At 64.9% G+C, this 12,378-nt stretch carries 11 protein-coding genes and 3 pseudogenes; 7 read left to right on the top strand and 7 right to left on the bottom strand.

What is annotated here, in order from left to right; genetic code table 11:
• Nucleotides 1-27: 27 nt before the first annotated feature.
• Nucleotides 28-1,955, bottom strand: a pseudogene (locus JWP83_RS30450) (flavin-containing monooxygenase).
• A gap of 319 nt (nt 1,956-2,274) precedes the next feature.
• On the opposite strand from JWP83_RS30450, the gene JWP83_RS30445 reads away from it, so the two are divergent.
• Together JWP83_RS30445 and JWP83_RS30440 are read left to right on the top strand one after the other, a co-directional pair.
• Nucleotides 2,275-3,159 (top strand): DUF2971 domain-containing protein, encoded by an 885-nt coding sequence (locus tag JWP83_RS30445; RefSeq protein WP_297739109.1) that lies wholly within the window; start codon nt 2,275-2,277, stop codon nt 3,157-3,159.
• Between the two features lie 338 nt (nt 3,160-3,497).
• Nucleotides 3,498-3,746, top strand: a pseudogene (locus JWP83_RS30440) (hypothetical protein); the annotation flags it as partial.
• Between the two features lie 232 nt (nt 3,747-3,978).
• Here JWP83_RS30440 and JWP83_RS30430 read toward each other — a convergent pair.
• Nucleotides 3,979-5,343, bottom strand: coding sequence for a lipase family protein (locus JWP83_RS30430; RefSeq protein WP_297739105.1), 1,365 nt, complete (start codon nt 5,341-5,343; stop codon nt 3,979-3,981).
• Between the two features lie 409 nt (nt 5,344-5,752).
• On the opposite strand from JWP83_RS30430, the gene JWP83_RS30425 reads away from it, so the two are divergent.
• Both JWP83_RS30425 and JWP83_RS30420 read left to right on the top strand, forming a co-directional pair.
• The gene (locus JWP83_RS30425; protein WP_297739102.1) at nt 5,753-6,202 is read left to right on the top strand and encodes a hypothetical protein; all 450 of its coding nucleotides are present in this window, start codon (nt 5,753-5,755) and stop codon (nt 6,200-6,202) included.
• A gap of 125 nt (nt 6,203-6,327) precedes the next feature.
• Nucleotides 6,328-7,458 carry a nitronate monooxygenase gene (locus JWP83_RS30420; RefSeq protein WP_297739099.1) on the top strand — a complete coding sequence of 377 codons (1,131 nt, stop codon included), beginning with the start codon at nt 6,328-6,330 and terminating at the stop codon, nt 7,456-7,458.
• Nucleotides 7,459-7,464: 6 nt separating this feature from the next.
• Here JWP83_RS30420 and JWP83_RS30415 read toward each other — a convergent pair whose 3' ends face one another.
• The 4 genes from JWP83_RS30415 to JWP83_RS30400 all read right to left on the bottom strand — a co-directional run bounded on the left by JWP83_RS30415 (nt 7,465) and on the right by JWP83_RS30400 (nt 9,106).
• Entirely contained in the window at nt 7,465-7,692 is a 228-nt protein-coding gene (locus JWP83_RS30415; RefSeq protein WP_297739097.1) for a hypothetical protein, read from the bottom strand.
• A gap of 37 nt (nt 7,693-7,729) precedes the next feature.
• Nucleotides 7,730-8,020, bottom strand: coding sequence for a hypothetical protein (locus JWP83_RS30410; protein ID WP_297739094.1), 291 nt, complete (start codon nt 8,018-8,020; stop codon nt 7,730-7,732).
• A gap of 12 nt (nt 8,021-8,032) precedes the next feature.
• The gene (locus JWP83_RS30405; RefSeq protein ID WP_297739091.1) at nt 8,033-8,437 is read right to left on the bottom strand and encodes a hypothetical protein; all 405 of its coding nucleotides are present in this window, start codon (nt 8,435-8,437) and stop codon (nt 8,033-8,035) included.
• 81 nt (nt 8,438-8,518) lie between these two features.
• A complete protein-coding gene (locus JWP83_RS30400; protein WP_297739088.1) occupies nt 8,519-9,106 on the bottom strand; it encodes a dihydrofolate reductase family protein in 588 nt (195 codons plus the stop codon).
• A 196-nt stretch (nt 9,107-9,302) separates the two neighbouring features.
• On the opposite strand from JWP83_RS30400, the gene JWP83_RS30395 reads away from it, so the two are divergent.
• From JWP83_RS30395 to JWP83_RS30385, 3 genes are read left to right on the top strand one after another with little or no spacing between them, the layout of a single operon-like run.
• Nucleotides 9,303-10,595, top strand: a complete 1,293-nt coding sequence (locus JWP83_RS30395) for a cytochrome P450 (RefSeq protein WP_297739085.1) — start codon at nt 9,303-9,305, stop codon at nt 10,593-10,595.
• 9 nt (nt 10,596-10,604) lie between these two features.
• Nucleotides 10,605-11,618 carry an alcohol dehydrogenase catalytic domain-containing protein gene (locus tag JWP83_RS30390; RefSeq protein ID WP_297739083.1) on the top strand — a complete coding sequence of 338 codons (1,014 nt, stop codon included), beginning with the start codon at nt 10,605-10,607 and terminating at the stop codon, nt 11,616-11,618.
• A gap of 22 nt (nt 11,619-11,640) precedes the next feature.
• Entirely contained in the window at nt 11,641-12,180 is a 540-nt protein-coding gene (locus JWP83_RS30385; RefSeq protein WP_297739112.1) for a YceI family protein, read from the top strand.
• 18 nt (nt 12,181-12,198) lie between these two features.
• On the opposite strand, the pseudogene JWP83_RS30380 reads toward JWP83_RS30385, so the two are convergent.
• A pseudogene (locus JWP83_RS30380) lies at nt 12,199-12,378 on the bottom strand (hypothetical protein); the annotation flags it as partial.

Genomic DNA, 12,378 nt, shown 5'->3' with positions numbered 1-12,378 from the left:
AGGACTACCGTTCGCATGCTGGAGCGCTCACTTTCCCCGTCGCACAAGAAATTGTGACCAATCGGGCTGTAGCATCGCGGCCCAGTACTCGTTGAGGCGCCACGGGCTGACGGTGTGGATCTCCCCGTCGGCGTTCTTGAAGTAGGAGTGTTTGACCGCCGGGTGCGACCAGACCATCTTCTTGATCTGCGTTTGTGTCCGGTGATGCCACGCCGTGGCGGCTTCGGCCTTCGGCTCGACCGAGTGCAGCCTCTGCTCCGCCAGCCGCCTGAGGCACTGGTCGACGTAGCGCATCTGCAGTTCGGATTGGAAGATCAGGCTGCCCCCGTGGGCGAGATGCGTCCCGGGCCCGTAGATGATGAAGAAGTTCGGCCCGGCACGGTGATGCCCAGGTAGGCGTGCGGGCGGCTCCCCCACATCTGGTGCAGGTCAATCCCGTTGCGGCCCGTCACTTTTAGTGGCCACAACACATCGGTGTGCCGGAATCCGGTGGCGTAGACGATGACGTCGGCGTCGTGGGTCACGCCATCCCCGGTCACGACGCCGCGCGGCGTGATCTTCTGGATCGGTGTGCGCACCAACTCGACGTTGTCCCGTTGCAGTGTCTGCAGCCAGCTGCCGTTGTCCTGCAGGGTCCGCTTGCCCGTGGCTGGATAGTCGGGCAACACCTTGGCCAACAGCTCGTGGCCGTCGTCGACCTGGCTGGTGATCCACTGCGAGAACATCATTCGCGCGGCGGCGTTGATGTCGCTGACGGCATAATCCTGATCGGCGTAGTTCGGGTCGCCCTCCGCGGCGTCAAGCCCTTTGTCGGCGCCGGGCCAAAGCACCAGGAACCGATACCACCGTCCGTAGAACGGCAGGTGGCGCGTCGCCCAGCGCACGCCGTCGCCGACCTCGTCGTGGTACATGGTGTTCGGGAACATCCACTGGGCGGTCCGCTGGAACACCGTGAGTCGCTCGACTTGGTCGGCAATCGCGGGTGCGATTTGGAAGCCGCTCGCGCCGGCCCCGATGAGCGCGACGCGCATGCCCGTCAGGTCAACCGAGTGATCCCAGGCGGCGGAGTGAAATGAGGGTCCCGCGAAGGTGTCGGCACCGTCGAATTCGGGGATATGGGGCCGGTTTAGCTGACCGACCGCGGTGATGACGGCCCGCGCGCTGAGCGTGCTCGTCTCACCGTCGGCGCGGCGCAGGGAGACGCTCCACGTGCCGTCGTCGTCGTGCCATTCGGCCGCGACAACCTCGGTGCTCCAGCGGACGTGCTCGCCCAGGTCGTGCTTATTCATCACCTCGGTGAAATAGTCCCGCAGCTCGCACTGCTCGGCGAAGAAATGAGTCCAATCGTTGTTGGGTTCGAAGCTGTAGCAATAGAAATGGTTTGCGACGTCGACGCGGGCGCCGGGATAACTGTTCTCCCACCACGTTCCGCCGGGGCCGGCGTTCTTTTCGACGATGGTGAACGGGATGTTGGCTTGTTGGAGGCGGATTCCCGCCAGAATGCCGGATTCGCCGCACCCGACGACCAGGACGGGCAGCTCGGCGGCGGATTCGGCCGGCAGGGCGGCCGGGCGACGGGGGTCGACGCCCTCGAGATCCATCTCTTCCAGAATCAGCGGCAGGTAATCGTCGGTCACGTGTTCGCAGGCGGCCCAGTCCATCATCTCCCGAATGAGTTCGCGGCTCAGCGGCTCGGGCTCGGGGCAACCGCGGTCTCGATAATCGGTGATCACCGGTAGCGCCGCCGCGCGGGCCCGGGCCTTGTCCTCCTCCGACATGAAGCCCTGGACCTCGTTGAGGAAGATGCCCATGGGCTTGAAATCCCGAATGAACCGGGGATCGCGGGTGATGTGGACAAGCGAGAGCAGCAGTGTCGGGATGCTGACATCCTCGAGTGCGGCCGCGATCTCGGCCGTCGAGGCGGTGAAGGGATGGCCGGCGTAACGGCTGCGCATCAGGCCGATCCTTCCGGTAAACAGGGCCGGTCAATTACGCTACGCATGGTTTCGTAATTGGCAGCACCACGCTACCCCGTGACGCCGCCGCCGATCAAGAGAGCTCGCTACGGTTCGTCGTCGTCCCCGTCGGACAGGAGCTTTTCGGGGTGGTGGAAGGTGTTTGTTCTGGGTTGGCCGCGATCCGTTGAAATACGCTTTACTCGGAGGAAGTGTCAGCTACCGCGCGGCCTCGGGTCGTCTACGCGGCCGGGGTCGTACCAGTAGTCGTGATCCCCGAAACGTACTAGCTCCTGCCCGTTGCTCAGTTTGATTGGCGATGAACGATTCCCGAGAACTGGTCTACACCTGGGCGGTGTTCGTCGAGAGGCTGGAGCGGCTCGCTGAGGAGCCAAGCGACCACTCGCAGGCATACCGAGCGCAGCTCGAAGCGCTGAGGCTGATGGACGCCAGGGACTTGATGCGGTTCGACGACGCGATGTTCGTCGCGTGCTTCAGCGAACTCTCCGACGCAGTCAGCCAGTGGACCCGCTACGGCGGCGCCGACGGGCGCGGCTTCGCGCTCGGTTTCGACACCGAACGCATCCAATCCCTCAAGGTGCCTCAGTACAACCACGCCCCGAACGGGAAGCTGGTGCCGGTCATGGCGACCATCAGCGGGACATCGGGCCAGCAGGTCGAACTCACGTGGGGCGCGTTCCTGCAGAGGGTCGGCTATGGCGAGTCCGCGCGCGACCTCGTTGTCGGCGGACTCATTGACACGGTGCAGCGGATTGGCGAGAACAGCGGCAGCTTCGACAACAACGTGGGCAATTGCATTTTTCAGACCCACGGCCTGGTGCACCGTCTGCCTCTGGTGAAGCACTCGGACTATCAAGACGAACGCGAGCACCGCATCACGATCACCGAACACCACGGTGGCCGCAGTCTCAACCAGATGAGAGCCCTGCATAGCCTCGGAGAGCCGTACTCGTTCTATGCGCAGGGCGCGCTGACAACAGTCGACGTGCAATTCAGGCCCGACGACTCGAAAGTCTTCACACCGTATGTGCGACTACCGTTCGATCGCGAGGCTCTCGTCAAAGTGATCATAGGACCTATCGTGAAACACCACCTCGCCGAAACCACTGTGAGGCGATTGCTGGACCGGTACGGGTTCCGCGACACGGAGATCGAGACCTCAAAAGCGCCGCTTCAGGCCTAACCGGGCTGGCCTCGCAGCGCGACATCGCAGGCGATGACACGCTCGGCCAGACCGGCCCGCTCGGCCATGGCGTGGCGCTAGGCGACCGCACCGACAAAGCATCTAGCGGCCGCGCGGGTCAACCCCAGGTTAGACACGGGTTCAACCCCGATTCCGTTGCTGCAGCCCAACTTCCGCAAAACACCACCTGACCAGCGGAAACCAGTGGAAACCCCTGCTGCAACGCGACTTCCGCAGCGAAAAAAATCTTCGGTTTTCGTTCGGGGGGATATGTATACAGCTGGTCGGGAGTGTTGGCGGGCACGCTGGTCGCGCGGAGCCCCCTCCCCCCTACCCGACTGCTGGATCGCGGGACTGACGATGATGTTTCCGAAGCCGAAGCCGAGGCCGCGATTGAGCGGTTAGCGGCTGCGCCAGCCGATGAGGGTCTGGTGCTACGCGACATCTGGCTGCTGCGACTCGATGCTCTACTGGCGCGGGCTCACGGCGAGGCCGCCGCTTACGCGCAGCTCCGGGATCGCTACCGCGACATGGCGAAAGCGCTTGACTTCGAGGGGCATATCGCGTGGGCCGAGGCGATGCCATGACAGGTGCTGCTCTTTCGGGGGTGGTGACGTTTTTGTTCACCGAAGTGGAGGGTTCGACCCGTCGGTGGGAGACGGACGCGGATTTGAATGCGGAAAGCCCTCGCCGCATATGACGAGGTCTTGCGTGCGGCGATCGAGGGGCGCGGGGCTGGTTGGTCAAGCACACCGGTGACGGCGTAAGGGGACTGGTAACCGACGCCGAGTGGGTTGTTCAATGTGCCCGCGGTCTTTGTCACCGCGCGGGTCGGGGTTCTTTTGGAGCGGGAATCGGGTCGAGGGGGTTGCCCGGGTTGATCGATGAACCGTTCTGTGGCGCCGGTTCGCCGGCGAAGCGCTGCTTGATCCAGGCGATCGAGTGGGGCACCCAGAAGTAGAGACTCGAGATGTGACTGAGAGCGTCGTACTGCTCGTACCAGACGGTTGCGCCTCTCGCGCAGTAGCTGCGGGCGAGCGTGCGCACGTCGCCGGCGATCATCACGCCGTCGCCGGGGCCGATGCCCTCCTTGTTGCCCGCCGTGCCCTCGGGCTCACCGTTGGCGCCTTGGCCGATGAAGAGCGGGATTGTCGGCGTAGCAACGCCGTCAGGAACCCCGCCGGTACCCATGATCAGCCTGTTGACGCACTCGACGTAGAGCGGAATGCTCTCGGGAGTTGGGTATTCGGGTTTGGCCAGTTGTTTCCACGTCAGACCCGGGTACTGGCCGAGCACGTGAATGATCGACTTGGTCTGCATGTCGTCGAAGAGCTTCGCGCCGTTGGCCTTCGGCCGGCAGCGGAAACGGCTCGACGTACTGAAATACTCCCTGAATTCGGTCTGTTTCTCGAACGCGCGCGCGACGCCGACGATCGCCATCAGCATGACGCCGGCCCAGCCGAGGCTCCCCTCGACGTAGTGCAGGTTGTGCGCGGGGTGGACGAGCAGGCCGCCCATCGCCGCGCCGATCAAGCGCTTGTTGACGTCGTCCGCGTAGGTCGGGGCGAGCTCGGCGGCCCACTCGGTGGCAATCGCACCGCCGGAGTATCCGAGCATCGCAACCTTTGCGTCGTCCGGGAGGTCGAGGGTCGACTCCTTTGAAAACGCGGCGCGGATCGCGTAGAGCGTGTTCATTCCATACTCGGGGCCTGCGGCGAAGTCCGCTCTCTGGCCCTCGGTGTCGGGAACGATGACCGTGTACCCGTCGGCGAGGAAGTGACCGTAGACCGCTAGCTCGACTTCGGCGACGAGTCTGCTCAGATTAGGGTTCCCGCCCGAGATCCCATACGACGGCTCGTCGCTTTGGTTGAGGGAGTCGTAGGCGGACTGGTACGAGAGCACCTTCGTTTTGTCTGGCTTGATCAGCGGCGGAATGACCGACGCGACGTTGACGGTCGGTTTGCCGGTCTGGGCCGTCGACCGATAGAGCAGCTGCGTGGCCTTGAGCAGCGTCGAGTAGCCCCCTATGTGGTAAGTAGTCCTGCGAGTCCTCAGCACTGTTCCCGGGTCTATTTCTAGCGGCCCGTCGTATTTGTAGAACGGGTCATCCTTGGGCTCTGGCTCGGCTGCGGTCGTGCCGGACACGCGACTCGGATCGAGATACCAACCTGTTGGTGTAGTCATTGCATCCCCCTTAACCATGGGCACTATGTTGCCTTCCGGAAAACCCCGGCAACAGGGATTTGGACCTGCGCTAGGGCTGTGGGCGCTGCAGTCGTCGGAGATCGCCGAGAAGCCGAAGGTCCGGACCGAGTCTCGAAAGTCAGTCGCGGTTTGCTGGGTGGTAGTGGGCGTGGTGTGACATCCTGTGCGGGTGTCCGCAGGGGGCCCGCCTTCTGGGATTGTGACGTTTCTGTTCACCGAGACCAATCGACCATCTTGCGACAGCGATGAGCGGATGGTAGGCGTTCCTGGCGGGTAATTCGACACGTTTACAACAATTGGAAGCGATTTCCCAGAAGCAAGTGCGGCACGGAAAAATAAGCCGATCCGCATTTGCGGCGCCTAGGCGAACCGGAGGTTATCGAGCGTCGTGGCCCCGTTACTCATCGCCTGCAGTGGCTTTCTGCTCGCCGTCTTGTGGATGGACCTGATCTTCGACGTCCAGGTTCTTCAAAACCGAAGCGGAGGTGAGGAATTGCCCGAGCCCGTGCTCGCTTCCATCGCGGGCTACTACCATCGCGCGACGACCACATCGCGACCGATGAGCCGGCTGATCGCCCTAGTCATGCTGACCTTGCTGGGCGCGTTGGGCTTTCAGGCCGCTCGGGGCCACCACCCCGTATGGCTGCTGGCGACATCGGCGGCACTCGCGGGTATCCCGATGGTGCTGGCGCTGACGCACACGGTCCCCGCCGCGATCCGGCTCGGACGCCGCGCGGACGGCCCGGTCGAACAAACCCGTCTGGCGCGCGCCATCTGCCGCGATCACTTGGTCTGCTTCGGCGGCATGCTCGCGTTGCTGGTCTTGTGGACCACCTGACACGTCCTGAAACACCGTAGTGCCGACGCGCTGGTCAAGGGCGGGTGGCCACGTCAACGGGGTCCGTACTAAACTAGAACACGTTTCAGTTCTTTCAGCATCGGTCAAGCTTCCCAGGAGTAGGCATGCACACCGCGATTTGTGACGAGCTCGGCATCGAGTTCCCGATCTTCGCCTTCACCCACTGCCGCGATGTCGTGGTCGCTGTCAGCAAGGCCGGTGGTTTCGGCGTGCTGGGCGCCGTCGGCTTCACGCCCGAGCAGCTGGAGATCGAGCTCAACTGGATCGACGCGAACATCGGCGATCACCCCTACGGGGTCGACATCGTGATCCCGAACAAGTACGAGGGCATGGACTCCCACCTTTCGGCCGAGGAGCTGGCCGACACGCTGCGCAAGATGGTGCCGCAGGAGCATCTGGACTTCGCCAAGAAGATCCTGGCGGATCACGGTGTGCCCGTCGATCACGCCGACGAGGACACCCTGCAACTGCTCGGCTGGACCGAAGCGACCGCCACCCCGCAGGTCGAAGTGGCGCTGAAACACCCGAAGGTGGCGATGATCGCCAACGCGCTCGGCACCCCCCCGGCCGAGATGATCAAGCACATCCACGAATCCGGCCGCAAGGTGGCCGCGCTGTGCGGCTCGCCCTCGCAGGCCCGCAAGCACGCCGATGCCGGCGTCGACATCGTCATCGCCCAGGGCGGCGAGGCCGGCGGTCACTGCGGCGAGGTGGGCTCGATCGTGTTGTGGCCGCAGGTCGTTAAGGAGGTCGCCCCGGTGCCGGTGCTGGCGGCGGGAGGCATCGGCAGCGGCCAGCAGATCGCCGCGGCCTTGGCGCTCGGTGCCCAGGGGGCGTGGACCGGCTCGCAGTGGCTCATGGTCGAGGAAGCCTCGAACACCCCGGTTCAGCAGGCGGCGTATGCCAGGGCGTCCAGCCGTGACACCGTACGCAGCCGTTCCTTCACCGGTAAGCCGGCCCGGATGCTGCGCAACGACTGGACGGAGGCATGGGAGCAGGCGGACAACCCCAAGCCGCTCGGAATGCCGTTGCAGTACATGGTTTCCGGCATGGCGGTCCGGGCCACGAACAAGTACCCGAACGAGACCGTCGATGTCGCGTTCAACCCCGTCGGTCAGGTGGTCGGGCAGTTCAACAAGGTGGAGAAGACCTCGACCGTCATCGAGCGGTGGGTGCAGGAGTACCTGGAGTCGACCAACAGATTGGACGAGCTGAACGCCGCGGCCGCCGTTTAACGGCGGTTACTCGTCGTCGACTTCCTCCGCACCGGGGCCGGTGAACACCTCTTTCGCCCTGTCCACCGCGTACGTGCCGATGTCGATCGAGTTATGCACGATGCCGCTGGCACCGCCCGCGACGTCACCCCGGATGATGTCGCCGGCGTGTTCGACGATGTCCGAAGCCTTTTCGACGGCGTTCGAGGCGATGTCCCGGGCCGCGTCGACGGCGTCTTTGGGATTGAAGCCCATCGGAACCTCCTTTTGTCGCAGTACCTTTGGTACGACTCTAGTAGTTCACCAGGGTGCGCCAGTAGTCCTCGGGGATCTCGGCGCCGGACCGCAATATGCGTGCTAGGCCGACTGCCATCGCGATACCGAGCAGGCCCAGCCATAGTCCGGCCACCGCGATGACCCCCCAGAGCGCGGCGGTGACCGCCGGCCATGGCGACAGCGCGGCGAGCACCGGTGCGAAGAAGAAGCCGGCCCCGACGTACCAGGCCGAGCCCGCGCGATCCGACGCGAGGACGAAGCGCAGCCAGCGTGGGACCGGTGCCTCGGCGGGCTGAGTGCGGTTCATTGAGTCAGCCCGTCATCCAGCAGGCGGGAAGAACCCCGCGCCGGTGAACCATCCCTCTTGCCACCCTTGATCTCCCAGGCAGAGCATGGGAAGCCCGGCCTGTGACTGTGCCGCCACTTGCGGGCCCGGGCACTTCGCGCCGGCCTGCTGCACTCCGAACAGCGGATAGGAGATGACCCAGTAGCCAGTGGTGGCTGCGGGGAACTGGTTAGGCGGCGGGAAATGACAGGCCTCGGCCTGTCCGCTGGGGCCCCGCCCGAAGATGAAGCGCTCGTAGTTGTCGCAGGGCGCCCCCAGCGAAGCCTGATAGTTCATCCCCGGCACGTCGCCGTTGTACTGCGTATCGGCGGCCGCGCACGGCGCCATACCGATCGTGATGCCCGCTATCGAAGCGGCGCTGAGCAGTTCCCTAATCATGTTCCACCCCGCCTGTCGCCGGTGACCTGCACCAAAGCATATCGACTGCGTCGTGAGCCACAAGCTCCCTTCGAGGGGCGCTCACCGACGCCGGTAGGTGCAGATCAGCACCCCGGTCCCGGTTGTCGTCGCCGACACCAGCTCCAGGGCGCGGGCCCGACCGTCGTCGGGGAACACCCGCTTGCCGCCGCCGAGCAGGATCGGCTCGATCATCAGCCGGTATTCGTCGACCAGGTCGTGCTCGACCAGTTGCGCGGCCAGTGACGCGCTGCCCATCACCTGGATCGCCTTACCCTCCCGTGCACGCAGTTGACGTATGGCGCCGATCGCGTCGTCGGCGGGCAGCAGGGTCGAGCCGGGCCAGCTCAGTTCGTCTTGCGTCAGCGTGCGGGACGCCACGTACTTGGGGACCTCGTTCATCCGGTCGGCGAAGGGGTCGCCGGCGCGGCTCGGCCAGGCGGCGGCCATCGTCTGCCAGGTCCGGCGGCCGAACAGCAGCGCCTCGGTGTCGGCCATAAGCTCGGAGACGGCCGGTCCCATGGTTTCCGGTTCGAAGTACGGCATCGACCAGCCCCCGTGTGCGAATCCCCCGTCGGTGTCCTCCCCCTGGCCGCCCGGGGCTTGGACAACCCCGTCCAGACTCATGAAGTCGCTCAGAACGATGCGCATGTGCTCCCTTTCCCGTCGGTCGGTGCTTGTTGTACCGCATTCCCATAGAGACCGCCGACGCCCGCGAAACTCATCGGTGCTGAACACGTTGCAATTCGGCTTGGCGATCTTGCTGTAGTCCTTCCCAACCTGGTGTAGCAGTGGTTTATTTGGCACAAAGAAGACGACTAGACGACTTCGTATGAAGGAGTGGGACTTGTCAACATCGGAGCCAACCACCGAGCCGACCACCCAGCCGAATCTGCCGCCCGGATTCGATTTCACCGACCCGGACGTCCACGCCGAGCGGCTGCCGGTGGAAGAGCTGGCCGAGCTGCGCCGAACCGCGCCGATCTGGTGGAACGAGCAGCCGATCGGGGTGGGCGGATTCGACGACGGCGGCTTCTGGGTGGTGTCCAAGCACAAGGACGTCAAGGAAATCTCGCTGCGCAGCGATGTCTTCTCCAGCCTGCAAAAGACCGCCCTGCCGCGCTACAAGGACGGGACGGTGGGCGAGCAGATCGACCGCGGCAAATACGTCCTGCTCAACATGGACGCGCCGCAGCACACCCGGCTGCGCAAGATCATCTCGCGGGCTTTTACTCCCCGAGCCGTCGAGCGCCTGCGCGAAGACCTCGCCGAGCGGGCCCGCCGCGTCGTCGAGACCGCGGCGGCCGAGGGTTCCGGCGACTTCGTCGAACAGGTGTCGTGCGAGTTGCCGTTGCAGGCGATCGCCGGGCTGATGGGTGTGCCACAGGAAGACCGCAAGAAACTCTTCCACTGGTCCAATGAGATGGTTGGCGACCAGGACCCCGAGTTCGCCAACAACGACGCCATCACCGCTTCCGTCGAACTCATCATGTACGGCATGCAGATGGCGGCCGAGCGGGCGAAGAATCCGGGGGAAGACCTCGTCACCAAGCTGGTCCAGGCCGACATCGACGGCCACAAGCTCTCCGACGACGAGTTCGGCTTCTTCGTGATCCTGCTGGCTGTCGCCGGCAACGAGACCACCCGCAACTCCATCACCCAGGGCATGATGGCCTTCACCGATTTCCCCGACCAGTGGGAACTGTTCAAAAGGGAACGCCCCGCCACCGCTGCCGACGAGATCGTCCGGTGGGCCACCCCGGTCACGTCGTTCCAGCGCACCGCGCTGGAGGACTACGAACTGTCCGGCGTGCAAATCAAGAAGGGCCAACGGGTGGTAATGGTTTACCGCTCGGCCAATTTCGACGAGGAAGTGTTCGACGACCCGTTCACGTTCAACATCCTGCGTGACCCCAACCCGCACGTGGGATTTGGGGGCACCGGCGCGCACTACTGCATCGGGGCGAACCTGGCGCGCATGACGATCGACCTGATGTTCAACGCGATCGCCGACGCCCTGCCGGACCTGGAATCGATCGGCAGGCCGGAACGGCTACGGTCGGGCTGGCTCAACGGGATCAAGCACTGGCAGGTGGACTACCACACCGACGGGGCAGCGAAATGCCCTGTCGCGCATTAGGTTAAGACAATGCCGACTCACCGAGCCGTCCGGATCCGGTCCGCAGGCGGGCCACTGGAGCTGGCTGACGTCGAAACCCAACCGCCGGGGCGTGAAGAGGTACGTCTGATCGTTAGCGCATGCGGCGTGTGCGGAACGGACCGCGCCTTCGTCCACGGTGGCTTCCCCAACATGTCGTGGCCCCTGACACTGGGACACGAGATCGCCGGGACCATAGCCGAACTCGGTGCGGGCGTCGACACATTCGCGGTCGGCGACCGCGTCGCGGTCGGGTGGTTCGGCGGATGCTGCTACCACTGTGACCCCTGCCGCAAAGGCATTTTCATCCACTGCGTCAACGGCAAGATCCCGAGCTGGCACTATCCCGGCGGCTACGCGGAATCGGTGACGGTGCCGGTCAGCGCTTTGGCCCGGATACCGTCGGAGCTCTCCGATGTGGAAGCCGCCCCGATGGGCTGCGCCGGTGTCACGACCTACAACGCGCTGCGCCACACGAAGGCGTTGCCCGGAGACCCGGTCGCCATTCTCGGCGTCGGCGGGCTGGGGCACCTCGGTGTGCAGTTCGCCCGCGCGATGGGCTTCGAGACCATCGCGATCGCCCGCGGCACCGGCAAAGCCGAGGACGCACGGAAATTAGGCGCCCATCACTACATCGATTCCACCAGCGGCGACGTGTCCGAGGCGCTGCGGGCCCTGGGTGGTGCGGCGGTCGTCCTCGCCACCGCCGGTAATTCCCAGGCCATGGCCGACACCGTCGGCGGCCTCCGGCCACAAGGCGAACTGATCACCATCGGCGTGACCCCCGACCCGCTGCCCATCAGCCCCATCCAGCTGATAACTCCCGGACTCAGCGTCATCGGCCACCCGTCCGGCACGGCCAAAGACGTCGAAGACACCATGCATTTCGCGGTCCTGTCCGGTGTGCGGGCGTGGATCGAGGAGCTGCCCCTGTCGCAGGCCGCCGAGGGTTACGCGGCGATGGAACAGGGCCGGTCGCACTACCGCACCGTTTTGACGATGTGACTACAGTCGGTCTGTGACCGGCCTGTGGACCCTGACCGCATCCGACGGTGAGTTGTCGATCCGCACCGGCGTCGCGGGCAGGGCGGCGCGAATGGGTCATCGGCTCACCATCGCGATGACGCGCTGGGAGGCCTCGGTTGCCTGGGCAGGCACCGAACCGGTCACCGCGGAGCTAACCGTCGACGTCGATTCTTTCGAGGTGCTGCGCGGCGAGGGCGGGGTCAAGGCATTGTCCGGGCCGGAAAAGGCGCTGGTGAAATCGAGCGCACTGAAGTCGCTGGACGCCAACCGCTATCCCGAGATCCGATTCGCGGCGGACACCATCTACAAGACCGGCGACGGGTACCGCCTTACCGGAAAGCTACACATTCGCGGACAGTCCCGAAAGCACGTAATCGATTTGCGCACGGAAGATCTCGGTGACGCGTGGCGAATGTCCGTCGAATCGCGCGTCCGCCAAACCGATTACGGCGTCAAGCCCTACTCGCTGCTGATGGGCTCGGTGCGCGTCGACGACGAGGTGTCGGTGTCTTTCACCGCGGTTCACCCCAAGCACGGCTGATCTCCACGGGGCGTTCCGCTAGGGCGTCGGCGCCAGCGGCGCCGCATCGCCGGGAATGTGCTCAAGCACCCTGGTCAAGTAGGGCTGGCGGTTGCTCGAGTCCGGTTGCTGCTCGCCGGAAGCGCCTTCCTGCTCCCCCCCGGCTCCCGACTCCGGGGCCGGTTCGCCGGCGGGCGCCTTCGACTGCGGCGCGGGCGG

Source organism: Mycobacterium sp. (assembly GCF_025965855.1).
Classification (GTDB): domain Bacteria; phylum Actinomycetota; class Actinomycetes; order Mycobacteriales; family Mycobacteriaceae; genus Mycobacterium.
This window is presented reverse-complemented; position numbering and strand designations above follow the sequence as displayed.